Here is a 23621-nt window from a genome sequence, read left to right as displayed (position 1 = left end):
GATCCGAGGGGAGTCTGCTGCGCCGTGTCCAGAAACGCCGCCGTGACCCGCGCGGGGAGCGAACAGGCCCTCGCCGTCTACCAGGAACTGCGCGCCCGCCCCGAGGCCGGCTTCGACGAGGTCGCGGACCGGTTCGAGCTCACCGCCGACGAGCGGGAGCGATGTCGGCGCGAACTCGCCTCCTTAGGACTCACCGCCGCCCACGGGGACTCCGGCCCCGCCCCCCTCCGCCCCCTCGTCGTCGACCCCGATGTCGCCCTGCTGCGGCTGCTGCGCCGGGAGCGCGACCGGCTGCAGGACCGGCTCGCCGCGACCAGCCGCGCGCACACCGCCCTCGAAGCCCTCGCCGGGCCGTTCCTGCGGGCCGGGGCCCCGCCCCGCTCCGAGGTCGAGGTGGAGATCGTCACCGACCCGCAGCGGGTGCTGCGCGAGCTGTCGGACCTGACCGGGACCGTCCGCACCGCAGTCCACGTCATGCACACCGGCTCCGTACGGCGCGAGGACATGACCGCCGAGCTGGAGCGGGACCGCTCCCGGGCCGCCCGCGGGGTGCGGGTCCGCGCCATGTACAGCCGCCGGGTCGGCACCGTGCCCGAGATGACCCAGCACCTGGAGGACCGGGCGGCGCTCGGCGTGGAGCTGCGCCTCTCCCCCGTGGTCCCGATGAACATGGTCCTCGCCGACGAGAACTTCGCCCTGCTGCCGACGGACCCGCACGACCCGGGATCGCCCGCCATCCTGGCCCGCGGCCCCGGTCTCGTCCGCTCGTACCTCGCGCTGTACGAGTACTGCTGGCAGGCGGCCGCCCGGTACGGCGAGGAGCCCGGGGAGCCCGGCGGCGACGGCCTCTCCGACCAGCAGCGGGCCGCGCTGCACATGCTCGCCTCCGGCATCAAGGACGAGCAGATCGCGCGCAGCCTCGGGGTCTCGCTGCGGACCGTCAGCCGGCTCCTGTCCGAGGTCATGCAGGAGCTGGGGGCGGCGAGCCGCTTCGAGGCGGGCGTCAAGGCGGCCCGGCTCGGGCTGCTCGACGGCGAGGGGCCGGAACCCGTGGCCTAGTACGAGGAGTTCGGATGTCATGGAGGACGCGCACGGACCGCAGGGGTCGTGCGGGCAGCAGAAAGCGCACGACGGACTCCCGCCGAGCCGTATGACAGGTGAGGGCGGGGCGACTCGGAGGATGAGGGGGTCACTTCGCCATGGTCACCGCGGGCGACGGCATCGGGGGCGGCACGGCCGACGTCCTGCTTGCCGTGTACCAGGAGCTGCGCCTCCGCGGCGTCTCGGACTTCGAGGAGGTCCGCAGGGAACTCGGTCTCGCGCCGGAGGAGTACGAGCGATGTCGCCGCGAACTCCTCTCCCTGGGGCTCATCGTGCCCACGGGGCAGGCACACGCCACGATCACCGCCCTCCAGGACGGCAGCTGGCGCTCCGAGACGGACACGGTCGCGGCGATCGACCCGGAGATCGCGCTCCTGCGGCTCCTGGAGCGGGAGCGGGAGCGGCTGCGGGAGCATCTGGCCGAGGCGGACGAGGCGTACAGCACGCTGGAGGTCCTCGCGGGCTCCTATCTGCGGGCGGAGGCGCTGACCCGGGCGGAGACGCACGTCGAGGCACTGACCGACTACCGCAGGATCCAGCAGGCCATCGAGGACATCACCGATGTGATGCAGGAGAGTTCGGCCTCGCTGCACCCGGGGACGCCGGGGCGGGAGAACCCGGAGCGCATGCTCGACCGGGACCGGCGGCAGCTCGCCAACGGGGTGCGGGTGCGCGCCATCTACGGCCGGCAGGAGGCCACGGACCCGCAGATGGAGAAGTTCCTCGGGCAGCGGGCGGAGCTCGGGGTGGAGATCCGGCTCGCGCCGGTGGTGCCGATGAACCTGATCATCGCCGACCAGCAGTTCGCGCTGGTGCCCATCCGGCCCGAGGAACCGGGCGAGGGCGCGATCCTGGCGCGGGGCAGCGCGCTGGTGCGGCCGTATCTGAGCCTGTACGAGCACTGCTGGCACACGGCGACCCCGTACGGGAACGAGGCGGCGGCGGAGGCGGGCGGCGACGGGCTCTCGGAGCAGCAGCGGGCCGCGCTGCACATGCTCGCCTCGGGGATGAAGGACGAGCGGATCGCGCGCACGCTGGGGGTGTCGCTGCGGACGGTCAGCCGGATGATCTCGGAGCTGATGCAGGAGCTGGGGGCGACGAGCCGGTTCGAGGCGGGCGCGCGGGCGGTGCGCCTCGGCTGGCTGGACTGACCTTTCCGGGGGCGGTGCGGAGAAACACCGGGGCCCCACAATCGTGGCAGCGATTGCAGGGCCCGGCCGAGCGCGTGAATTCTCGGGGCAATTCCCGGAGGAACAGTCTCAGTTGGTCGGGGTCGGCTTCGGGGGGACGACCGGCCAGCCGTTGTCCTCGGTGACGCCGGCGACGGTCTGCGGGGTGACCGGGGCGTCGCCGGAGCCGACGGCGAAGGCGGCGCCGCCCGCGACGGCGGTACAGGCGACCATCGCGACCAGCAGCTGTCGGACGGCCTTGCGTATACCGGTGTTCTGCGCAACGGACATGATTCCTCCAGGACTTGGAATGTGAATTCCGTCTTCCGGGGCCCGTGCCGCCGGGCGTTCCCTGAAGACATCTCCATTCTGTCGCCGCTCCCGAGGCGAATCCAGGGATTGCCTCTGCGTGGACCCGCCATGGCGTGGATGCGTCAATGCGCCTTCTCCACAACGGAATTGAGCGATCCGGAGCCCGCCATACCTTTGGTCGAACCAAAAGAGATGCTAGACTTGTACGACGGCCTTCTCGTTCCTCCAGGAGAGAGGGGCCGCCGGGGCAGGGGCGTGCCGCCGCCCCTGCCCCACCCCCCGCTCCAGAGCCCCCCGGTACACCTCGACGGTCCGCCCGGCCGACGCCCGCCAGCTCATCCCGCGCGCATGACGCACCGCCGCCGCCCCCATCGTCACCACCGACTCCGGATGCGCCGCGAACCAGCGCAGCCGCCGCGCGTACTCCACCGGGTCGTGGCCCCGCACGAGCAGCCCCGTCACCCCGTCCCACACCGCCGTCGGCAGCCCGCCCACCGCGGCCGCGAGCACCGGCGTCCCGCACGCCTGCGCCTCCACCGCCACCAGGCCGAAGGACTCGCTGCGCGAGGGCACGACCAGCACGTCCGCCGCCCGGTACCAGTCCGCGAGCCGCTCCTGCGGCACGGGCGGGAAGGACCGCAGGACGTCCGTGACCCCCAGCTCCTCCGCCAGCCGCCACGCCGTCCCCTCCCGGCTCGCCCCCGAGTGCCCGCCCACCACCGGCACGAGCAGCCGGGGGCGCAGCTCCGGCGCCTCCCGCAGCAGCTCCGCCACCGCCCGCACCAGCACGTCCGGCCCCTTCAGGGGCTGGATGCGGCCGGCGTAGAGCGGCACGAACGCCCCGGCCGGCAGACCGAGCCGGGCCCGCGCCGCCGCCCGCCCGTCCCCCGGGTGGAAGGTGCGCAGATCGACCCCGGGCCGTACGACCTCGGTCCTGGCGCCGTCCGCCCCGTACAGCGAACGCAGCGCCTCCGCCTCGTCGGCCGTGTTGGCGATCAGCCGGTCCGCGCTGCCCACCACCTGGTGCTCGCCGCGGACCCGGAGGTCGGGCTCGGGGGTGTCGCCCTCGGCGAGCGAGGCGTTCTTCACCCGGGCCAGGGTGTGCGCGGTGTGCACCAGCGGTATCCGCCAGCCCACCGAGGCGATCCGGCCCGCCTGCCCGGAGAGCCAGTAGTGCGAGTGGACGAGGTCGTAGCGCTGCTCCTCCTTGAGGAGGGCCAGCGAGAACGGCACCACCAGGCCGGGCATCGCCTCCTTGGGCAGCGCCCGGCGCGGCCCGGCGTGCAGGTGCCGGACCCGCACGCCCGGGGCGAGCTCGACGAGCGGGGGCGCGCCCTCGCCCCGGCAGCGGGTGAACAGGTCGACCTCCGCGCCCTGTTCGGCGAGGGCGCGGGAGAGCTCGACCATGTAGACGTTCATGCCGCCGGCGTCCCCCGTCCCGGGCTGGTGGAGCGGGGAGGTGTGGACGCTGAGCATGGCGACGCGCAGGGACACGTGGGGCTCCTGAGGAGTGGGGGGCCACGTGTCCCTGCGCGTCGCTCGCGCGCGCACGGTCACGCGACGGGGAGGGGGCGGAAGGTCATGCCGGTACTGAAGTACTTAGTTGCTTAGTAGTACGGATCAGGGGGCGAGGTGTTCAGAACCCGAAGACCGGGCCCGACGGCGGCGCGAGCCGCGTCCCCGGCAGGGGACCCGTCAGCGCCTGCCAGTCGACCGGGCGCCCCGGCTCCACCTGGAGCGCCGCCGCGAGCCGGCCGGCGCCCTCCGGCATCACCGGCCGGGCCCACGCCGAGAGCGCCGAGGCCACCGCCAACTGGGCCGCGAGGGCCGGGAGATGGCGGCACGAGGTGCTGGGACGGCACCGCTCGTGCGCGTTGACGTGGCCGAAGTCGGCCGTCGAGCGGACCATCTCGTCCAGGACGGCGACCGCCCGGCGCGGGTCGAAGGCGTCGGGGCCGTACGCCTCGCGCAGGTCGTCCACGCCCCGGTGCAGCCGCCGCTCCAGGATCTCCCAGCCGGTGCCGCCGGGCAGCGCCTGCGGGGCGAGTCCGCCGCACTCCTCCCGTACGGCGGAGAAGAGCCGGGACAGCCAGCTGTTCCAGTTCTCGTCCAGCTCCTGCCGGGCGGTCGCGAGCCGCTCCCGCCGGAAGACCGTGCGGCGGCCCAGCGGGCGGGCCTGCAGGACGTGCCGGCGCAGGGTGTCGGAGCCGTACTCGGTGAGCAGGTCGAGCGCCCAGACGTTGCCCTCCTGGACGCCCTCCTCGATGACGTACGACTCGTTGACGTTGAAGTCCTGCGGCAGTTTCACGTCCTGCGCGAGGAGCAGCACCGGCAGCAGCACCGCGTGGCAGAACGCGTGCCCGAACCCGCAGAAGTGGATCGCCCTGCGGGGCAGCGGGCCCTTCACGTCGTAGCCGAACAGGTGCATCGCGGCGGCCTCGAAGCAGCCGTCGATCCGGTGCTCGGGGAAGCCCTCCACGGGCACCTCCAGGCCCCACTCGGCGGGATGGCCGACCGCGATGTCCGGCAGCCCGTCCTCCACGAGCGACTCGCACAGCGCCGCGAGCCGCGGCGGCAGGCCCGCCGTCGCCCAGTAGTCGGCGAGCGTCTCCCGGAACGGCTCCAGGGGCACGTACAGCCGGCGGCAGCGGCGGGCCACCGCCGGGGTGTCGCACAGCGCGCAGCGCGCCGAGATCAGGTCGCCGCCGTCGTTCGGACGGGCGCACTCGTGGCACATGCCGCCGTCGCTGGCCGCGCCGCAGTGCGGGCAGGTGCCGGTGGCGTGCGCCCCGTGCAGCCAGCGGTCGCACGGCTCGCAGTACGGGAGCAGCCGCGTCCGGGGAGCGATGACGCCCTGCGCGTACAGCTTCGCGAAGAGGTCCTGCACCCAGCGTCCGTACCCCTTGTCGCGGCGCGGGCGCACGATGTGGTCGAACTCCACGCCGGAGCGCAGCCAGTCGGCGGTGATCGCGGCGCGGTACCCCTCCGCGACCTCCTCCGGCTTGCGGTGGTGGCGCAGCGCCCGGACCTCCACCGAACTGGCGTGGTCGGCGGTGCCGGTGGTGAAACGGACCGCCTCTCCCTCGGCGCGCAGGAAGCGGGTGAGGACGTCGGCGGCCACGTACGGCCCGGCGAGGTGTCCGATGTGGAGTTCGCCGTGGGTGGCGGGAGGGGTCGCGGTGATCCAGACGGGGGTGCTCATGGGACCTCCTTGACGCGGTGGTGCTCGGGTGATCGGCGGGGCTGTCAGCGGGGCTCGAAGTGGAAGGAGCGGATGAAGCAGTCACGGGGCTGCTCGACGGCGTAGACGATGCATTCGAAAAGGGCCTGGGTGGTCAGCTTCTCGTCGGGCGCTATTCCGTCCGGATTCGAGCCGTCCCATTCCGCGAAACGCGGGTCCGAGGTCGAGAAATCGGGCGGGAAGAGGGAGAACACGCGGACCCCGGAGGGCCGCAGCCGGCGCGACAGGATGTCGGCGAAACCGGCCTGCGCGCTCTTCGCCGCCCAGAAGGCCTCGTGGGCGGCGCCGGCGGCCGCCGCGGAGGCGCCCTCGGCGTCGCGGACGGCGACCATGTTCACGATGTCGGGCCGCAGCGAGCCGCGGAGCAGCGGCAGGAAGTGCTTCACCATGAGGACCGTGCCGCCGGCCGTCGACTCGATCGTCTCCACGATCTCGGCGTCGCTGGCCGCCTCCAGGTCCATCCCGTCCAGCCAGCGGGCCCCGTTGTTGACCAGCAGGTCCACCCGGTCGGTCCGTTCGCCGACCCGGGCCGCGAACTCCCGGATCTCGGCCGGCCTGCTCAGGTCGCAGCCGAACGCGTGGATGCGGTCACGGGCCGAGCCCATGACCTCCGTACGGGTCCGCTCGGCGGCCTCGACGGTCCGCGCCGACACATAGACCTCCGCGCCGAGATGCGCGAAGCCGACGGCGAGCGCGCGACCGAAATAGCGGGACGCTCCGGTCACGACGACACGCAGATTCTCGAATTTCATGTGCGTCTGCTCTCCCCACGGATACCGATGGCCGGTTCATTTCAGCGTGACAGAGGGGAAGGGGTACGGACCTGGTGAAAGAGGTGCGCATTCACGCCGTTGCGTGGACACGCCACGGCAGCTCCAGGCGTTCCAGCACCTCGGCGCGCTTGTGATGCACCCGGACCCGGTCCGGCGCGGCGGACACGGTCACCGTGCCGGAGGGCGTGCGGACGGGCCCCCGCAGGGCGGGCACGACGGTCCCGTCGATCGCCGCGGCGGCGGCGAGGGCGGCGGCGCCGGTGAGGGCGAGCCGGGGGTGCCAGCCGCCGACGGTGAGGGCCCGGACGGAGAGCCCGCCGGGGCCGTCCGCGAAGGCGGCGATCTTGGGGAGGGCGGAGGCGGGCGGATGCCCGAGCCGACGGGCGGCCTCGGCGCGCAGCGCGAGGAGCTGACCCTCCATCATGCTCCGGTCCAGGTGCCGGGCGTCGACGAAGACGTACGGATTGCCGTACCGCACGAGGGAGACGGGCACGCCGAGGAGGACGTCGACGGGACGGCCTGTCGGGAGCGTGCCCGGGGCGGTGGGGGCGCGGAGGAAGCTGAGCGTGTACGCGTCCTGGTGCGGCTCACGCTCGCACAGGACCGTGTCGCCGGTCGTCACGACCCGGACGGTGACGGGCCCGGGACGCCCGTCGGCGACGACACAGGCGAGGAGGGAGTGCCCGCACCCGGCCCGGAAGTCGAACGCCCCGCCGGGGAGGGCCTGGACGAAGCGGTAGCGGAGGGTACGGGGATCGAAGAGAGCGATCTTGTCGGGGCGGGGGTGGGGGGTGGCGGCGAGGACGGCCGTCAGCTCGGCGCCGAGGGCGAGCGCGCCGGGGGGCAGCCGGTCGGCCCGCACGACGAGGGTGGGCCCGGGAGCGTCCACGGCCCGCACGACGGCGACGGCGACCCTCGCTGCGCTCCGGCCCGCCGGGCCTTCGCCCGCCCCCGCTGCGGGCACGACGGACGGCACCCTCGCGGGCGCCGCACCGCCCGGCGCAGGGCACGGCGCGGGCTCAGGCCGCACAGCCCACCGGGATCCGCATGCCCTGGACGACCTCCGTCCACAGTTCGTGGACGGCGAGGGACCAGAGGGTCAGGGCCGCCTGGGGCGTGGGCCGCTCCAGGTGCCGGGCCAGCAGCTTCGCCGCCCGGTCCGCGCGGATCTTCCCGCCGAGGACCAGCCGCGCCGGGGACAGCAGTTCGCGGACCAGGTCCAGGAGCGGGCCGCCGGGGGCGAGCATCGCCGCGACGGGCAGGGTGAAGGGCTGCTTGGGCCGGTTCAGGACGGACGCCGGGAGGAGTTCACGGCCCGCCTCGTACAGCGCCCGCTTGCCCGTCCTCGCTGCCACCGGCAGGGACCGGGCGTGCGCGACGACCGACGGCTGGCAGAACGGCAGGCGCGCCTCGACCGCCCACGCCATGGACAGGTGGTCCAGGCGCCGCAGATGGTACGCGGGGAGCCGCCACCGCGTCTCGAAGGCGGTCATCGCGGTGAGCCGGTCCGCGCCGACGGCCTCGGCCGAGCGCAGCTCCTGCTCGATGCGGTCGGCCGCGGAGCCCGTATCGGCGATGTAGGCGCGGTAGTCGGCGGTGTAGAGGTGGTCGCGGAGGAGGCGGGGGGCGGCGGACAGGGCGTCCGTGTAGGCGGCGGCCCATTCGGGGCCCGCCGCGAGGGCGGCCCGCATCCGGTCGTACCCGCCGAAGAGTTCGTCGGCGCCGTCGCCGGCGAGGGCGACGGTGAAGCCGTTCTGGCGGACGGCGCGGAAGAGGGCGTAGGTGGAGAGGGTGATGGGGTCGGCGTTGGGCTGGCCGAGGTGGCGGACGGTGCGGGTGAGGAGGGAGCCGAGTTCGTCGGGGTCGACGGCGACCTCGTGGTGGACGGTCCGGGCACGCCGGGCGACGGACCGGGCGTACGCGGCCTCGGAGTCGGGCCACCGGCCCCGGTAGGTGAGGTGGAAGGTGTGCAGGGGCGGTGCGTCCGTCTCGCGGGCCTGTTCGGCGGCGAGGGCGGTGACGAGTCCGGAGTCGAGGCCGCCGCTGGTGACGGCGCAGACGGGCACCTCGGCCCGGGCGAGCCGGCGCACCTCGTGCCGCAGGACGTCCTGCGTGTCGCCGAGGGGGGTGGCGCGGTGCGGGCCGCGGCGGCGGACGACGGGGGCGGTGCCGGGGCGCACGACGGCGGTGGCGCCGGGCGGCAGGACGTCGACGCCGTCGAGCGCGGTGTGCGTGGAGAAGGAGGTGCGGGTGGCGAGGACGGTGTCGAGGGCGTCCTCGCGGGGGGAGATCCGTACGCCTTCGAAGGCGAGGAGGGCGGGGATCTCGGAGGCGAAGCGGGTGGAGCCGTCGTACGGGTCGTGGTGCAGGTGGAGCGGTTTCATGCCCATGTCGTCGACGGCGAGGACGAGCCGGGTGCCGCCGGGCCGCAGGTCGAGGAGCGCGACGGCGAACATGCCGTCGAGGTGTTCGGCGAAGGCGGTTCCGTACTCGGCGTAGAGCGCGGGGAGCACGGTGCCGTCGCAGCGGTCGGGGAAGCGGTGACCGCGGGCGGCGAGGGTGCGGCGGAGCTCGGCGTGGTTGTAGATCTCGCCGTTGAGGACGGCGAGGATGCCGGGCAGGTGGGGCAGCCGGTAGGGCTGCTGTCCGCCGCAGGGGTCGGTGACGGCGAGGCGGTCGCAGCCGAGCGACCAGCCGGGTCCGCTGAGCACCCGGTGCTCGTCGGGGCCGCCGTGGCGCTGGCGGGCGGAGACCGCCGCGAGCTGGGCCGGCTCGGGGCGGTCCGCCCCGGCGGCGAAGGAGCCGAGGATCCTGCACATACCGGTCACCCTCCAAGCACATCACCCAACATGTCACAGCCAATGATTTGAATCTACCAAGTTTTTGAATGGCGCGTAAGTGCCATGTCCTGTTCACGCCACGACGTGGCCTTGCGACGCCCCCGCCACCCCAACAGGCTGGCCCCATGGAGGACTTCAACCGGACCACCCCCGAGTCCCTGCTGGTCGTGGCCGCACACCCGGACGACATCGAGTTCTGCGTGAGCGGGACCGTCATGCAGTGGATCGAGCGCGGCACCCGCGTCACGTACTGCATCGTCACGGACGGCGGCGCGGGCGGTTACGACGAAGCGCTCCCCCGGCAGGCCATGGCGGACCTGCGCCGCGCCGAACAGGTCCACTCCGCCAAGCTCAGCGGCGTCGCCGACGTGCGCTTCCTCGGCTACCCCGACAGCTTCGTGGAGCCCTCCGTGGAGCTCCGCCGCGACCTGTGCCGGGTCATCCGCGAAGTGCGGCCACAGCGCGCGATCATCCCGTCCCCCGAGATCAACTGGGCCCGCGTCGCCGACCTCCACCCCGACCACCGCGCGGTCGGGGACGCGGCCCTGCGCGCCGTCTACCCCGAGGCCCGCAACCCCTTCGCCCACGCGGCGCTCCTCAGGGAGGAGGGCCTGGAACCGTGGACCGTCCACGAGTTGTGGCTGATGACCGGGCCCACCCCGAACCAGTACGTCGACGTCACCTCCGTCTTCGACCGCAAGGTCGAGGCCCTGCGCATCCACACCTCGCAGACGGCCCACTTCGACGACCTGGCCGGCCTGCTGCGCGACTGGCTCGGCGAACACGCGACGGCCGGCGGCCTGCCCCCGGGCCGGATGGCGGAGGCCTTCCAGATCGTGCACATCGACTGAGGCTTGTCGCCCCTCGGAGCACGTGAGACCTTCATGAGTCGACGTACGTGATTCTGGGGGGAGTTCACGCGATGGCGATCGAGAGATCGGCTGCGGACAAGGGCCTGATGGACGAGTACGCCCTGCCCTGGGTGGAGGCGAACGAGGACGACGCCCAGGCGAGCGCCGAGCGCCTGCGCCCCTTCGGGCCGAAGTTCGCGAACGACCGGGCGGACGCGGCCAAGGCGGTCGGGCGGCTCGTGTCCAGCGGGGAGGGCGAGGCGGTCAAGGCGCTCGAAGAGCACTGGAACGGCGTGGCACGCCAGTTCACCCAGGTGTCCACGGCGGCCGGGCTGATCGCCGACGGCCTGGAGTCCTGCGGCGACATCGTCCGGTCCTCCAAGAACGCCGTCCTCGACCTCGTCGCCAACCTCCGGACGGTGATCTCCCCCATCGGCGAGGACGAGATGCCGTCGATCAGCGACGCCTCCCGGCAGGCCATGGCGGCGGAGGCGGAGAAGGCCAGGCCCCGGTTCGTGTCGGAGGTGGCCTCCGCGACCACCCGCGGCGACGAGCACGTCAAGCGGGTCCGGGGCTACGGCGACGTCGCGGCCCTCAAGTCGATCGCCGGACTGCCCGCGGGCGGCGGCTCCGGGACCGGGACGGGCAGGCGGGCCGCCGACAGCATGCACCTGGCCTCCGCCGGAAGCTCCTGGTGGAACGGCGACCTGTTCCACGACGAGGACGAGCACACCCGGGCGCGCAAGCGGCTCGGCGAGATCGCCGACCACATCCGCGACACCAGTTCACTGCCCCTCGCCCAGGCCGGCCTCCACCTGACGGAACTCGGCGCGAGCGGCCCCCTCGGCGCCTCCCTGGCCGGCGGCCTCCGCCCGCTCCTCGACGACCTCGTCCTCGCCTCCCGCGCCCTCGCCGACCACCTGACCGGCCCGCTCTCGGACGCGATCAAGGCGGCCGCCGAGGACCAGAAGCGCAGGGAGGACGAACTCAGGAGGCGCTTCGGCTGGATGCCCTAGGGCCCACCGGTCTCGGCGGGCCCTAGGGGCGGTGACGGTTCAGCAGGCGCCGAGGTCCTGCCAGACTCCCCACTCGCCCGTGGTGCCGGGCTCCTCGCCCGTCGTCCACCACTTGGCCTTCCAGGTGTGGCCCTTGTGCGAGACCTGCTGGCCGCCGGTGTAGACGCTGGAGGACACCCACGGCGCCGCCGTGCACTGGGTGGCGCCGCCGGTGACGGTCAGGGAGAGGACCGCCGCGTGCCCGGCCGAGGGGCTCGCCCCGTTGACCACGATCTGGTACGTCCCGGAGACCGTGGCCGCCGTGGTGTTCACGGTGAGGGTCGAGGAGCCCCCGGCCGTCACCGAGGCGGGGCTGAGCGTGGCGGTGACGCCGGCGGGCAGGCCGCTGACCGTGAGGTTCACCGTCTGCGCCGTACCGGCGGTGACGGCCGTCTTCACCGTGGCGGAGGTGGACCCGCCGGCGGTGACGGTGGCGGCGGCCGGGGTGGTGGTCACCGAGAAGTCGTCCGTCGGGGCGGTCGTCCCGCTGGTGAAGGGCGCGAAGATGTGCGAGAAGTCCCAGGTGTTCTGCTGGATGCCGGAGCAGCCGTCGGCGGCCGCACCGCCGGCACAGCTGCCGTTGTCCCGCTGGAGCGCCCAGAACGACAGGGTGTTGATGCCCTTGGAGACCGCCCAGTCGTAGACCGTGCGGGCGTTGGCGAGGGTGAAGGTCTCGGCGGGGCCGAAGTCGTCGACGCCGATCATCTCGATGATGCCGACCATGCCCCACAGCTGGGCGGCCGTCTTCGTGGGGTAGAGCTTGGCGAGCTGGTCGTAGAGGCCCTGGGCGGCCGTCTTGGTGTCCGCGGCCATGTCGTGGGCGGCGTTGTCGTAGTAGTCGAAGGTCATGAGGTTGACGACGTCGACCTTGGCGCCGTTGGTCACGGCGTTCTTGAGTACGGCGAGGCCACTGGCGGCGAGGCCGCGGGTGGTCGTCGGCAGGGTGTACGAGATCTGGAGCTGGCGGCCGTTGGCGGCGGCCCAGTCCTGGACGATCTTGATCGCCTTGTTGCGGCGGTCGATGCCGGCGGTGTTGTCGAGGGAGTCGACCTCGATGTCCATGTCGAGCCGGCTGACGTCGTAGGTCGTGATGACCTTCTCGTACGCGGCGGCGATCTGGTTGACGTCGGTGCAGCTGTCGGCGATCTCGGTGCTGGTGGTGTCGGCCGTGTAGCCGCCGAAGGAGGGGATGACGTCCCCGCCGCGGGACCGCATGGTCGCGATGTCGGCACCGAAGGAGGACTGGGCGATGGGCAGCCCGGTGTCGCCGTTCCAGTACACGGTGCAGGAGCCCTTGGTGGCGGTCTGGAGGAACGCCATCGTGAGGTGCTTGGCGCCCGACTGCGCGCTGAGGGCGGCCGGGCTCTCCCCGGTCCAGGACTCGAAGTAGGGGGCGAAGACCCGGGCGGGGAGCGGCGTCGCCGCCTGGGCGGGGGCGGTGGCGACGGTGGCGAGGCCGAGGGCGGCCACGGCGGTCACGGCGGCGGTGAGGGCCGAGCGGAGCGAACGTACGCGTCGTCTCATGGCGATCCAATGACTGTGGGGGGGTCCGGGAGTGCGTCAACGTCCTTGTCGCGCACGACTGTTGCCTTACGGAGTAACCCCGCGGCCATGGGCACGTCAATGGCCTGGGCCAAACTTGGACTAGACCAATTTTGCCTTTCGGTGTGTGGCGCATCGAGCTGGTGCGGGCGGACGCTGGGACGATGCCCGGAGGGCGTCGCATTGGTCCAGAGAGCCAGACCGGGCCGGTTCCCTCCGCCCTCCGGGTGTCACCGCGCCGGCTGAGCGGCGAAGTCGTAGCGCACTCCGGTGAGCCGCTCGGACAGGTCCCACAGGCGGCGGGCGGTCCCGGCGTCCAGGGCGGACTCGGCCGGCTCCACGAGGGTGGGGTGCCCCTTGGACTCGTTGCGCCCGTCGGGCCCGATGAACTGACCCCCCGCCGCGCCCGGGGACGTCGCCGCGTACAGCTGGTTGAGCGCCCCCGTCTCCACGTCCTGGGCGACGAGCCGGTTGGTGACCCTGAGGATCGCCTTGAGCAGCCCGGTCGGCCCGGAGGACTGGAGGTTCGTGGCCGAGTAGCCCGGATGGGCCAGGAGACTGCGGACCGGCACGCCGCTCGCCCGAAGCCGCCGGTCCAGTTCCAGGCCGAACAGCACGTTGGCGAACTTGGACTGGGAATAGAACCCGCGCGGCGTGTAGGAGCGCCGGCCGTCGAGGTCGTCGAAGTGGATGGCGCCGGTCTTGTGCAGGGTCGACGTGACCGTCACCACGCGCGCGTCCCGCCCGGCCCGCAGCCGGTCGAGGAGAAGGCCCGTGAGGGCGTAGTGCCCCAGGTGGTTGGTGCCGAACTGGGACTCGAAGCCCTGCTTGGTGAGGGAGCGGGGCGGCATCATGATCCCCGCGTTGTTCACGAGTACGTCCACGGGCGTGTCGAGGGCGCCGGCGAACGCGTGGACCGAATCCAGGTCGGCCAGGTCCAGGGCGCGCAGCTCCACCGCGGATCCGGGGAGCTCGCCGCGGAGCCGGTCCAGCGCGGCCCTGCCCCTGTCCGCGTTCCGCGCGGTGAGGACGACGTGGGCGCCACGGCGGGCGAGTTCGCGCGCGGTGACGTACCCCAGGCCGCTGTTGGCCCCGGTCACCACGGTCGTGCGGCCGGTCTGGTCCGGGATGCCGGCGGCGGTCCACCGGCCGGGAACGGCGGGAGAGGTGGTCATCGGACGTCTCCTTCGGACGGCCCCGGGGCGCGGAGCAGGTCGTCGACGCTCGCCGCGAGGAGCCGGTGCAGGTGGGCGCGGTCGACGGGAAGCTTGCGGATGGCGTGCAGGGCGGCGAGGCCGTGCGCGGTGGCCCAGATGCGGGCGATGCGGTCGTCGTAGGGGTCCGTGACACCGAGAGCGTCCGCGATCACGAGACCGACCGCGTCCCCCTCGGTGACCGTGTCGGCGGCGGGCACGCGGACGCCGCCGAGGCCGTACATGACCTGGTAGACGTCGGGTTCGTCGAGCGCGAAGTCGAGGTAGGCGGCCGCCGCGGCCCGGACCGACGTGCCACTGGAGCGCATCAGACCGGCGAGCCGGACGAAGCCGTCCCTGACGAAGGCCAGCAGGATGTCGTCGCGGCCCTTGAAGTAGCGGTAGGCGTAGTTGGCCGAGTAGCCGATCCGGTCGGCCAGGCGGCGCATGCTCACGGCGTCCCAGCCCTCGGCGCGGGCCAGCTCACGGGCGGCCCGCAGGATCTCGGCCCGGGTCTCGGCCCGTTCCCGCTCCCGGCGCTGCCGGGACTTGGAGGGCTCGGGCTGCGGCTCGGGTCCGCGCTCCGGGTCCTTCCCGGGGGCCGTCATGCCGCACCGTCCTCGTCGGCGGCGGGCGCGCCGGCCATGGCCATCGACGCCGGCAGGCCCAGCTGGGTGAAGAACTCGGCGCTGTTGAGCTCGTCCCAGTGCTCGACGGCCATGCCGCCCTCCACCCGCCAGATGTCCAGCGAGCGCATCTCCACCGGGCGGCCGGTGGGCTCCTCGCCGAGCAGCGACCCGACGTGGGTGGCGCGGTAGGTGAACCTGCCGACCACGCGGTCGCCGGCGGCCACGACGTCCTCAAGGGTCACGCGAGTGTCGGGGAAGGCGGCGAACCAGCGTCGCCAGAAGGCCCTGTTGGCCTCCCGGCCGCCCTCGACGTAGGGGTTGTGGTTGACGTAGCCCTCGGCCACGAAGCCGTCCACGGCGTCGGGGTCGTGACCGTTCATCAGGGCGGCGAAAGCGTGCGCGACGGTCTGCTGGGACATCGGTTCCTCCGGTCGGTCGCTGATCCGGTTACACCGTACACGCCGTGTACGGTGTAACCAATGGTGAATCGGATCTTCCGTACCGATGAGTTCCCGGACGGACCGCGGTCATAGGGGGTGACAGCAAGAACGAGACCCGTGGGAGAACGTGAGATGCGCACCCTGATCAGCACCGCCTTCGTCTCGCTCGACGGCGTCGTCGAGGCGCCCGGCGGCGAGCCCGGCTACCGCAACTCCGGCTGGACGTTCAAGGACGTCCCGTTCCTGCCGGAGGCGTACGAGATCAAGGACCGCGAGCAGAAGGAAGCCGCCGCGATGCTCATGGGCCGGACCAGCTACGAGGCCTTCAGCCCCGTCTGGCCCGGCATGGAGGACTTCGCCGACTACAAGGTGATGCCGAAGTACGTCGTCTCCACCACGCTCACCGAGGACGACCTCGTCGACGACTGGGGCGACACCACGATCCTCCGCTCCCTCGACGAGGTCGCCGCCCTGAAGGAGACCGAGGGCGGCCCGATCATCGTCCACGGCAGCGCCTCCCTCACCCGGGCCCTCTCCGACGCGGGCCTGATCGACCGCTACCACCTGCTCGTCTTCCCCCTCCTGCTCGGCGCCGGAAAGCGCCTCTTCAGCGCCACGGACAAGGACGCGCAGAAGCTGGAGCTCGTCGAGTACGAGGCCTACGCCAACGGCATCCAGAAGCAGGTCTTCGACGTCGTCCGCTGAGGCGGACGCGCGCGGAGCGATCGAGAACGGCAGGAGGCACCGGTCGGGGGTGTGCGCCTACGATCGGTCCATGGCCGACTCTTCGCGTCTTTCGCTCTGGTCCCGGGACTCGTTCCTGTCCATCGGTTCGGTCGGCTCGACGCTGTCGATCGGGTCGGTCGGGTCCTTCCTGTCGGTCGGGTCGGCCGGATCCGCCGCTTCCGCGCTCTCCGTCGGGTCCTGGGCGAGCGTCGGATCCCTGCTGTCGGCCCAGTCGTGCTGGTCGGTGCTGTCGTACCGCTCCCGCCGGGGCGTCCTCGCGGCGGGCGCGGCGCTCGCGGTCGTGGGGGCCGTCGCGATGGCGGCACGACGGGAGCGCTGACGCCCGGGGTCAGAGGGTCTCGGCCACGCCCGGCCGGAGCCACCGCAGCCGCCCCGCCAGGTCCGGGGCCCCGAAGGCCTCCGTGATGCGGGCCGGGTCCTCGGCGAGGTGGTCCCAGGAGTCGTAGTGGAGGGGGATCACCGTGCGGGCGCCGAGGGTGCGGGCGAGGGCCGCGCCCTCCGTCGCGCTCATCGAGAACGCGCGGTCGCCGGTGGACGGGAAGTGCGCGTCACCGAGGTGGAGGAACGCCGTGTCGATGCGGAAGCGGGCGCCGATCTCCCTCAGGGCGTCGTGGCGGACGGTGTCCCCGGAGAGGTGGAGCGTGCCGCCCTCGTACGCGACGACGAAGCCCGTGACGGGGCCGGTGACCTGCTCCGTGCCTTCCGGGCCGTGCCGGGCGGGGGTGGCCGTGACCGTGACGGTGGTCCCGCGCGCGGTGACCGTCCGGCTCTGCCAGGGGACGAGCCCCTCCGCCCGGCCGCCGAGGCGCTCGGCACCTTCCGGGGTGGTCAGGACGAGCCCGGCGCCGGCGAGGACCTCGCGGCCGGTGACGTCGAGGTTGTCGGCGTGCTGGTCGTGCGAGAGCAGGACCAGGTCGACGGGTGGGAGTTCGGCGGCGATCAGCGCGGGTCCGGCGGTGCGGCGCAGCGGGCGGGCGCCGGGGTAGTCGGCGGGGGCCGGGTCGAGGGCGGGGTCGGTGAGGACGGTGAGGCCGCCGATGCGGAGGAGGACCGTCGCCGTACCGATGTACGTGGCGGTGACGGTGGCGCTCACGACCGGGCCGCCCGTGCGGCGTCGGTCTTGTCCCGAAGGGCCGTCAGGAGGCCCTGGAGGAGCTCGACCGTGGTCTCGTCCGTGAGGTTGCCGTCGGCGTCGAAGCGCTCGTGCGAGCGGAAGACGTGGACCTCGGGCTTCACCACGATGTCGCTGTCGGTCCACACGAAGACCTGGCGGAGGGCGAGCTGCGCCCGCACCGTGCCGAAGTTGGTGGGCGCGGCGCCGAGGATCGCGACGGGCTTGCGGTGCAGCGGGAGGCCCTCGGTCCTGGTCCAGTCGGTGGACAGCCAGTCGAGCGCGTTCTTGAGGACGCCGGGGATCGAGTAGTTGAACTCCGGGGTCGCGATGAGCAGTCCGTCCGCCTCCGCGACCCGCCGCCGCAGCTCTCCGACGACGGCCGGCCGCAGTTCGGGGGTGTCGAGGTCCAGGTCGTACGGCGGGATCTCGCGCAGGTCCTCGTAGATCTCGATCTCCAGGCCGCCGGGGTTGAACTTCTGGGCGGCGCGCAGCAGTCGCGTGTTGTGCGAGGTGGCGCGGAGCGAGCCGGAGATGGCGAGGATCGTGGACGCGGTCATGGGAACCCCCCAGTTCGTCGGGTGAGCCGGCGGGCGCCGGACTCGACGACCCGAAGCTAAACCGATCGGTTCAGTCTGTCAACCAAACGGTTCAGTCTTGACAGTGAACTGAATGGTGTAGTTCATTCGGGGCATGGCCACCCACGCGCTCACCACAGAGCGGGCCGTCGCCCGCGTCGCCCGCCCCTTCCACACCTACGAAGGCGCCGGATTCCCCGTGCGCCGCCCCTTCCCCACCGAGGACCTCCCCTTCGTCGACCCGTTCCTGATGATCGATCAGGTCGGTCCGATCGAGCTCGCTCCCGGTGAGGCGAAGGGCGCGCCCCCGCACCCGCACCGCGGCTTCGAGACCATCCAGTACGTCCTCGACGGCGACATCGCGAACGCCGACTCGCGCGGCCACCGCGCCGTCGTCCGCGCCGGCGGCGTCCAGTGGCTCACCGCCGGCTCCGGGATCGTCCACGAGGCCCTGCCCACCCCGGAGTTCCTCGCCTCGGGCGGCCGGCAGCACATGCTCCAGATCTGGCTGAACCTCCCCGCCCACCTCAAGGGCGTCCCCCCGGAGAGCCAGAACGCCGAGGCCGCCGACCTGCCGGTCGCCGTCACCCCGGACGGCGCCGCACTGACCGTCCTCGCCGGGACCACCCACGGCGTGACCGGCCCGTTCGAGACCCGCACGCCGGTCCTCGTCGCCCACGGGCGGCTCGCGCCCGGGACCCGCGCCGCGTTCACCGTCCCGGCCGGGCACAACGCGATGGTGTACGTGATGCGGGGCGAGGCCACGGTGTCCGGCGAGCACCTCCCCGACGGCCACCTCGCGGTCCTCGCCCGGGACGGGGAGCGGTTCGCCGTCGACGCCCCGGACACCGCCGCCGAGGTCCTCGTCCTGACCGGCGAGCCGATCGGCGAACCGGTCGCCCGCAGCGGCCCCTTCGTGATGAACACGGCCGCCGAACTCCGCGAGGCGGAGCGCGACTTCAGGCAGGGCCTGATGGGCCGGATGCCGGCATGACCACGCTGCCGGCACCTCCGGAGGCCCGAAGGACCACCGCCCGGTCCGGGCTCCTGCTCGCCGCGCTCGCCGCGCCCGCCGCCATGGGGGTGTCGGGGCCGAGCCTCGCGCTGCCGGAGGCCGCGCGCGCCCTGGCCGTCACCCCGGCGGCGGCCGCCTGGCTGATGACGGCGTTCGGACTCGGCATGGCGGTCGGCACCCCGCTCCTCTCCGCGACCGCCGGGCGGCGGAACGGCGCCGCCGGGGTCGTGCGGGCCGCCGCCGTCCTCGTGGCCCTCGGCGCGCTCCTCACGCTCCTCGCGCCCGGCCTCCCCCTGGCGATCGCCGGGCGGGCCCTGGAGGCCGCCGGCGCGGCCGGCCTGAACGTCGCCGCCTTCCAGCTCGCCGGCCGGGACCGCTCCGGCCGCACCCCGGGCCTGGTCGCCATCGGCAGCGCCGCCGGCGGCACCGTGGGCCTGTTCGCGGGCGCGGCCGTCGCCGGGGCGCTCGGCTGGCGCGCGGCCCTGGTCCTCCCGCTCCTGAGCCTGCTCACCCTGCGCCCGGTGCTCCACCTGGCGGGCGGGGAGGAGGAAGGGGGCGGTGCGCCGACGCGGGGCGACGACACCCCCCGTACCCCCGCCGTCTCCCTCCCCCTCGACACCCCCCGTACGAGCACACCCCTCCCCCTCGACATCCTTCGCGACCGCCGCTTCCTCGCCGCCGCCGCGCTCATGCTGGCGCTCTCCACCGTCAACTTCGGCCTGATGTACGCCGCTCCGCGCCGCGTCGCCGCGCTCACCGGCTGGGGCCCGGTGCAGACCGGGGCCTTCGCGTCCGTCGCCGCGCTCGCCGGAGCGCTGCTGTCCTGGCAGCTGGTCCGCGCCGCCCCGTCACTGGGCCCCGCCCGCCTCCGGGCCGTCCTCGCGCTCGGCTCGGCCGTGGCCCTCGTGCTCGCGGTCTCCGCGCCCTGGCCCGTGGCCGTCCTGGCCGGCTCGGGGACCAGCGCGCTCGTCACGGCCGGCGGCCAGGGACTGCTCACGGGCGCCGCCACCGGGAGCCTGCCGGCGGCCCGGCAGGGTCTCGCGATCGGCCTGTTCAACCTGGCCTTCCTGATCGGCGTCGCGGCCGGTCCCGCCCTGGCGGCCTTTGCAGACCAAACCGTTCAGTTCATATAGTGCGGTTCCTATAGTGAGAGCCGCAGCCACCACCACCGAAGGACCACCCATGGGAGCCGGAGCCGACGCACAGGACGCCGACGCGATCGACGAGTACGGCATCCCGATCATCCCGGACCCCGCCGACGCCGCCTCGCGCAAGCGCCAGGCGATCATCGACGCGGCCCTCGCGGAGTTCCTCGCAGAGGGGTACTCGGCGGCGTCCATGGACGCGATCACCCGGGGATCCGGCGTCTCGAAGGCGACGATCTACAAGCACTTCGGCAGCAAGGAGCGCCTGTTCCTCGCCGTCATCGGCGGCGTCCTGCCGAAGACGTACGCCGATCTGGAGCCCGCCAACTCCACCATCGCCGACGCCCCCGACCTGCGGGCCGCGCTCGTACGGCTCACCACCGACTGGGCCCGGATCCTGCTGCGCCCCGACATCATGTCGCTGCGCCGCCTGGTCATCGGCGAGATCGACCGGTTCCCGCAGCTCGGACAGCTCTGGTACCGGGTCAGCTACGACATGAACAACGGCCCGCTGATCGAGGCCTTCACCGAGCTGAACGCGCGCGGGACCCTCGACGCGCCCGACCCGGCGCTCGCCGTGCAGCAGCTGGTGGCGGCCACGGTGGGAGTGCCCCAGCTCGTCCGTACCTTCTCCCCCGACGCGGAGATCGCCGACGCGGAGCTGACGCGGGTGATCAGCTCGGGAGTGGATCTGTTCCTGGCCCGGTACGCGCGCTCCTGACGCTCCGGACCCGTGCGACGACCAGCAGGACGAGGGCCCATGCCCCGGTCGTGAGCAGCTGCGTACGGCTGGCCGCGTCCCCCAGCATGAACACCAGCACCCCGCCGATCCCGGCGAGCGCCACGACGGCCCGTCCGGAGGGTCCGCGCAACCGCAGGTGGGAGGCGGCGATCAGCGCCCAGACGATCAGGATCGCGGCGCCGATCGAATTGAGCAGGAACGGGAAGACCGTGCGCGGCCAGACCAGGCTGAGGACGACGGAGACGAACCCGAACGCGGCGGAGGCGAGGACGGCGGCGCCCGGGACGCCCGACCGCCCGAGCCGGCCGAGGGCGCGGGGCGCGTCGCCCCGCCCGACGAGGGCGTACAGCATGCGGGAGGAGCCGTAGATGTTGGCGTTCATCGCGGACAGGAGGGCCACGAGGACGACGGCTTTCATCAGGTCGGCGGCACCGGGCACGCCGATGCGGTCCATGACGGCGGCGTAGGGGCCGTCGGCGACGCCGGGGGCGTTCCACGGGACGAGGGTGACGATGACGGCCATCGAGCCGAGGTAGCAGACCGCGACCCGCCACATCACGGCCCGGACGCCGGCCCGGACGGCGCGGACCGGGTCCGCGCACTCGGCGGCGGCGATCGTCACGGTCTCCAGACCGCCGAAGGCGAAGACGGCGGCGACGACACCGACGGCGACGCCGTGCCAGCCGTGCGGGAGGAAACCGCCGTCGTGCAGGAGGTGCCCGGCCCCGGGCGAGGGCGAGCCGGGCAGCAGCCCGGCGACGACGGCCGCCCCGAGCAGCAGGAACCCGCCGATCGCGGCGATCTTCAGGCCGGCGAACCAGAACTCCAGCTCGCCGAAGTTCCGTACGCCGGCGAGGTTGCTCGCGGTGAACACGGTCATGAAGACCGCGACCCACGCCCAGCCGGGCACGGCGGGCAGCCAGCCGCCGGCGATGTGCGCCGCCGCGACGGCCTCGGCGGCGACGCTCACGACGAGCAGCGCCCAGTACATCCACCCGGCGAGCAGCCCGGCCCACGGCCCGAACGCGGTCCGCGCGTGCTCGGCGAAGGACCCGCTCACCGGCCGCGCGGCCGACATCTCGCCGAGCATCCGCATCACGAGCACCGTGAGGACCCCGGCCAGCGCGTACGCCACGAGGATCCCGGGCCCGGCGGCCGCGATCCCGACCCCCGACCCGACGAACAGCCCGGCCCCGATGGCCCCGCCCAACGCGATCATGGCCAGATGCCGCTGCCGCAGCCCCGCCCCCAGCACCCGCTCCGCCACGATTCCCCCCGAGATTCAGACGACCAGCGCAGGAGCCTGACGCCTGATCACGGACGACGGCAACCCGATCCCGGCGGCTGAGACGTCCCGGGACGCGGAGGAAGGGTGCGGGACGGGGGACGGCGCACCCGAGCCGTGCCGCACCCGCGCGATATATACTCACCCCGTCGACATATACGACCGGCTGCCGGAGGCTCTCGTGTCCAAGACCCTCGTAGACATCGACGACGACATGCTTGCCTTCGCGCAGCAGCAGCTCGGCACCAAGACCAAGCGGGACACCATCAACCGCGCGCTGACCATAGCGGCGTCGATCAGCGCGGACGACCGCGCCCGGGCACTGCGGTGGCTCCAGGAGAACGCGGCGGACTTCCTCGACTTCGACTACCTGGAAGAGCAGGAGCGGTCCGGCCGGTGAACTACCTCGCCGACACGTCGGCCGTGTGGCGACTCCTACGCCGGCAGATCGGCGAACCCTGGCCGACCCGAGTGGCCCACGGCCAGGTGTCCGTCTGTCCGCCCGTCGAAGCGGAACTGATGCGGGCGTTGCGCTCCGACCGCGACAACGAACCGTTCACCACCATGCTGAGCCAGACGTTCACCTGGGTCCCGGCACCCGAAGACCCGTGGCCCAAGGTCATCGCCGTACAGCGCGACCTGCTCGGCATCGGCCACCACCGGGGTCCGTCCCCGATGGACATCCTGATCGCGCTCACGGCCGAGCAGCACCGGATGACCTTGCTGCACGTGGACGACGACTTCGCGGCCATCGCGAAGGTGCGCCCGGGCATCGAGATGCTCCAGCTGCTGCCCGAGATCTGACGGCGGGGCCGGCGGGCGGGTGGGCGGCTCCGGCGTACCGCCTGACGGCCCGCCCTCAACCCCCCACGACGAGCCGCACCGCGAGGACGACGATCAGGGTGCTCGACACCAGCGCCGTACCCAGTCTTCCCCGCGCACCCGTCAGGGTCCGGCCCAGGAGGGTGCCGCCGAGGGCGAGGAGCAGCTGCCAACTGGCCGAGGCCAGCAGGGCCGCGAGGACGAAGGCCGTGCGGTCGGCGGGCGTCGCGGGCGCGGAGGGGCCCGTGGCGAGGACGAGCGCGGCGAAGTAGATCACCGTCATCGGGTTGAGGATCGTGATGCCCAGGAAGGTGAGGTACGCCCGGGCGGGAGTGAGCGCGCCCCCGTCGTCCCGGGAGGCGAGCCCGCCCGTACGGTACGCGGCGAGCGCCGCCCGGCCGGCCCGGACGCCGAGCACCACGAGCACGACGGCGGAGACCCACCGCAGCGGGGTCATCACCGGGGCGAGGACGGGGACGAGCGCGGAACCGCCCGCCACGGCGACCAGGGCGTAGACGCCGTCGGCCGTGGCCACGCCGAGCGCCGCACCGGCACCCGTACGCCATCCGGCCCGGGCCGTGACCGCCACGAGGTAGGCGCCGACCGCGCCGACCGGGATCGCGATGCCGTAGCCGGCCAGCAGGCCGGCCACCACCGCGGCCGTCACGCGACGGCGGGGATCGCGCCTCCGGGGGAGCCGGGCCGCTGCTGTCGGCGGTAGGCCGAGCCGTCCTTCGTACGGGAGAGGAAGCCGCCGATCACGAGGTGGCGGCGCAGCGCCGGAAAGTCCTCGTGCACGGCGCGCAGGGCGTCGTTGACCTCGGACTCCCGGTAGGTCCGGTCCGCGTCGAAGAGGGTCGCGGCGAGGTGCGCGAGGAGCGCCTCGCGGCGGGCGGGCCGGCGCGGGATCACCTTGAGGCGCCCGTCGGCGGAGAACAGGTCCGCGACGGGGCGGGGCTCCGCGGCGGCGCGGGCGGGATGACTGGTCATGCCGAGAGACTGGCGCCCCGCGCGCCCGCCCCGCAAAGGG

At 73.4% G+C, this 23621-nt stretch carries 26 protein-coding genes; 11 read left to right on the top strand and 15 right to left on the bottom strand.

Going from position 1 to position 23621, the window contains the following annotated elements; genetic code table 11:
- The first annotated feature begins 24 nt into the window (after window positions 1-24).
- Together ACN9MM_RS22080 and ACN9MM_RS22075 are read left to right on the top strand one after the other, a co-directional pair.
- Window positions 25-1059 carry a LuxR C-terminal-related transcriptional regulator gene (locus tag ACN9MM_RS22080; protein ID WP_426365260.1) on the top strand — a complete coding sequence of 345 codons (1035 nt, stop codon included), beginning with the start codon at window positions 25-27 and terminating at the stop codon, window positions 1057-1059.
- A 140-nt stretch (window positions 1060-1199) separates the two neighbouring features.
- Window positions 1200-2252 (top strand): helix-turn-helix transcriptional regulator, encoded by a 1053-nt coding sequence (locus ACN9MM_RS22075; protein WP_382867961.1) that lies wholly within the window; start codon window positions 1200-1202, stop codon window positions 2250-2252.
- Window positions 2253-2360: 108 nt separating this feature from the next.
- Here the strand turns inward: ACN9MM_RS22075 and ACN9MM_RS22070 are convergent, their stop codons facing one another.
- From ACN9MM_RS22070 to asnB, 6 genes are all read right to left on the bottom strand, one after another.
- Window positions 2361-2504, bottom strand: coding sequence for a hypothetical protein (locus ACN9MM_RS22070; RefSeq protein WP_426365258.1), 144 nt, complete (start codon window positions 2502-2504; stop codon window positions 2361-2363).
- 273 nt (window positions 2505-2777) lie between these two features.
- Window positions 2778-4058, bottom strand: a complete 1281-nt coding sequence (gene mshA, locus ACN9MM_RS22065) for a D-inositol-3-phosphate glycosyltransferase (protein ID WP_426368797.1) — start codon at window positions 4056-4058, stop codon at window positions 2778-2780.
- Between the two features lie 160 nt (window positions 4059-4218).
- Window positions 4219-5784, bottom strand: a complete 1566-nt coding sequence (locus tag ACN9MM_RS22060; RefSeq protein ID WP_426365257.1) for a class I tRNA ligase family protein — start codon at window positions 5782-5784, stop codon at window positions 4219-4221.
- Between the two features lie 44 nt (window positions 5785-5828).
- Window positions 5829-6575 carry an SDR family oxidoreductase gene (locus ACN9MM_RS22055; RefSeq protein WP_229314727.1) on the bottom strand — a complete coding sequence of 249 codons (747 nt, stop codon included), beginning with the start codon at window positions 6573-6575 and terminating at the stop codon, window positions 5829-5831.
- A 91-nt stretch (window positions 6576-6666) separates the two neighbouring features.
- Window positions 6667-7560 (bottom strand): hypothetical protein, encoded by an 894-nt coding sequence (locus ACN9MM_RS22050; RefSeq protein WP_426365255.1) that lies wholly within the window; start codon window positions 7558-7560, stop codon window positions 6667-6669.
- 55 nt (window positions 7561-7615) lie between these two features.
- Entirely contained in the window at window positions 7616-9415 is a 1800-nt protein-coding gene (gene asnB / locus ACN9MM_RS22045; protein ID WP_426365254.1) for an asparagine synthase (glutamine-hydrolyzing), read from the bottom strand.
- Window positions 9416-9561: 146 nt separating this feature from the next.
- Here asnB and ACN9MM_RS22040 point away from each other — a divergent pair, with 146 nt between their 5' ends.
- Together ACN9MM_RS22040 and ACN9MM_RS22035 are read left to right on the top strand one after the other, a co-directional pair.
- A complete protein-coding gene (locus ACN9MM_RS22040; protein WP_382867955.1) occupies window positions 9562-10287 on the top strand; it encodes a PIG-L deacetylase family protein in 726 nt (241 codons plus the stop codon).
- 71 nt (window positions 10288-10358) lie between these two features.
- Window positions 10359-11303 (top strand): hypothetical protein, encoded by a 945-nt coding sequence (locus ACN9MM_RS22035; protein ID WP_426365253.1) that lies wholly within the window; start codon window positions 10359-10361, stop codon window positions 11301-11303.
- A 39-nt stretch (window positions 11304-11342) separates the two neighbouring features.
- On the opposite strand, the gene ACN9MM_RS22030 is transcribed toward ACN9MM_RS22035, so the two are convergent.
- The 4 genes from ACN9MM_RS22030 to ACN9MM_RS22015 all read right to left on the bottom strand — a co-directional run bounded on the left by ACN9MM_RS22030 (window position 11343) and on the right by ACN9MM_RS22015 (window position 15125).
- Entirely contained in the window at window positions 11343-12866 is a 1524-nt protein-coding gene (locus ACN9MM_RS22030) for a glycosyl hydrolase family 18 protein (protein ID WP_426365252.1), read from the bottom strand.
- Window positions 12867-13114: 248 nt separating this feature from the next.
- Window positions 13115-14059: an oxidoreductase gene (locus ACN9MM_RS22025; RefSeq protein ID WP_426365251.1), complete on the bottom strand. Its 945-nt coding sequence runs from the start codon at window positions 14057-14059 to the stop codon at window positions 13115-13117.
- The gene (locus ACN9MM_RS22020) at window positions 14056-14685 is read right to left on the bottom strand and encodes a TetR/AcrR family transcriptional regulator (RefSeq protein WP_426365249.1); all 630 of its coding nucleotides are present in this window, start codon (window positions 14683-14685) and stop codon (window positions 14056-14058) included. Before ACN9MM_RS22020 ends, ACN9MM_RS22025 begins: the two co-directional genes overlap by 4 nt.
- Complete coding sequence (locus ACN9MM_RS22015) at window positions 14682-15125, bottom strand: ester cyclase (protein ID WP_426365248.1); 444 nt, start codon at window positions 15123-15125, stop codon at window positions 14682-14684. Before ACN9MM_RS22015 ends, ACN9MM_RS22020 begins: the two co-directional genes overlap by 4 nt.
- A gap of 153 nt (window positions 15126-15278) precedes the next feature.
- Between ACN9MM_RS22015 and ACN9MM_RS22010 the strand changes: the two genes are divergently transcribed.
- Both ACN9MM_RS22010 and ACN9MM_RS22005 read left to right on the top strand, forming a co-directional pair.
- Window positions 15279-15851, top strand: a complete 573-nt coding sequence (locus ACN9MM_RS22010) for a dihydrofolate reductase family protein (RefSeq protein ID WP_426365247.1) — start codon at window positions 15279-15281, stop codon at window positions 15849-15851.
- 70 nt (window positions 15852-15921) lie between these two features.
- Window positions 15922-16212 (top strand): hypothetical protein, encoded by a 291-nt coding sequence (locus tag ACN9MM_RS22005; protein WP_426365245.1) that lies wholly within the window; start codon window positions 15922-15924, stop codon window positions 16210-16212.
- Between the two features lie 9 nt (window positions 16213-16221).
- Here ACN9MM_RS22005 and ACN9MM_RS22000 read toward each other — a convergent pair whose 3' ends face one another.
- Both ACN9MM_RS22000 and ACN9MM_RS21995 read right to left on the bottom strand, forming a co-directional pair.
- On the bottom strand, window positions 16222-16986 hold the full coding sequence (locus ACN9MM_RS22000) for an MBL fold metallo-hydrolase (protein WP_426365243.1): 765 nt from the start codon (window positions 16984-16986) through the stop codon (window positions 16222-16224).
- Window positions 16983-17564: an NADPH-dependent FMN reductase gene (locus ACN9MM_RS21995; RefSeq protein WP_426365241.1), complete on the bottom strand. Its 582-nt coding sequence runs from the start codon at window positions 17562-17564 to the stop codon at window positions 16983-16985. The genes ACN9MM_RS22000 and ACN9MM_RS21995 overlap by 4 nt, the downstream gene beginning before the upstream one ends.
- 133 nt (window positions 17565-17697) lie before the next feature.
- Between ACN9MM_RS21995 and ACN9MM_RS21990 the strand changes: the two genes are divergently transcribed.
- Genes ACN9MM_RS21990 through ACN9MM_RS21980 form a run of 3 tightly spaced genes read left to right on the top strand, consistent with a single transcriptional unit; the run spans window position 17698 to window position 20463 of the window.
- Entirely contained in the window at window positions 17698-18576 is an 879-nt protein-coding gene (locus ACN9MM_RS21990) for a pirin family protein (RefSeq protein ID WP_426365240.1), read from the top strand.
- Window positions 18573-19730, top strand: a complete 1158-nt coding sequence (locus tag ACN9MM_RS21985) for an MFS transporter (protein WP_426365238.1) — start codon at window positions 18573-18575, stop codon at window positions 19728-19730. The genes ACN9MM_RS21990 and ACN9MM_RS21985 overlap by 4 nt, the downstream gene beginning before the upstream one ends.
- Window positions 19731-19779: 49 nt before the next feature.
- On the top strand, window positions 19780-20463 hold the full coding sequence (locus ACN9MM_RS21980; RefSeq protein ID WP_383669284.1) for a TetR/AcrR family transcriptional regulator: 684 nt from the start codon (window positions 19780-19782) through the stop codon (window positions 20461-20463).
- Here ACN9MM_RS21980 and ACN9MM_RS21975 read toward each other — a convergent pair.
- Window positions 20417-21703: an amino acid permease gene (locus ACN9MM_RS21975; protein ID WP_426368796.1), complete on the bottom strand. Its 1287-nt coding sequence runs from the start codon at window positions 21701-21703 to the stop codon at window positions 20417-20419. The genes ACN9MM_RS21980 and ACN9MM_RS21975 overlap by 47 nt on opposite strands.
- A gap of 247 nt (window positions 21704-21950) precedes the next feature.
- Here ACN9MM_RS21975 and ACN9MM_RS21970 point away from each other — a divergent pair, with 247 nt between their 5' ends.
- Both ACN9MM_RS21970 and ACN9MM_RS21965 read left to right on the top strand, forming a co-directional pair.
- Entirely contained in the window at window positions 21951-22169 is a 219-nt protein-coding gene (locus ACN9MM_RS21970; RefSeq protein ID WP_426365236.1) for a type II toxin-antitoxin system VapB family antitoxin, read from the top strand.
- Window positions 22166-22573: a PIN domain nuclease gene (locus ACN9MM_RS21965; protein ID WP_426365234.1), complete on the top strand. Its 408-nt coding sequence runs from the start codon at window positions 22166-22168 to the stop codon at window positions 22571-22573. The genes ACN9MM_RS21970 and ACN9MM_RS21965 overlap by 4 nt, the downstream gene beginning before the upstream one ends.
- A 55-nt stretch (window positions 22574-22628) precedes the next feature.
- On the opposite strand, the gene ACN9MM_RS21960 is transcribed toward ACN9MM_RS21965, so the two are convergent.
- Window positions 22629-23258, bottom strand: a complete 630-nt coding sequence (locus ACN9MM_RS21960; RefSeq protein WP_426365233.1) for a LysE/ArgO family amino acid transporter — start codon at window positions 23256-23258, stop codon at window positions 22629-22631.
- Entirely contained in the window at window positions 23255-23581 is a 327-nt protein-coding gene (locus tag ACN9MM_RS21955; protein WP_426365231.1) for a DUF2087 domain-containing protein, read from the bottom strand. The genes ACN9MM_RS21960 and ACN9MM_RS21955 overlap by 4 nt, the downstream gene beginning before the upstream one ends.
- Window positions 23582-23621: the final 40 nt, after the last annotated feature.

It is taken from the genome of Streptomyces sp. E-08 (assembly GCF_049913095.1).
Classification (GTDB): domain Bacteria; phylum Actinomycetota; class Actinomycetes; order Streptomycetales; family Streptomycetaceae; genus Streptomyces.
Note: the sequence above shows the minus strand (reverse complement) of the source record. Positions and strands in the feature narration are given on the sequence as shown.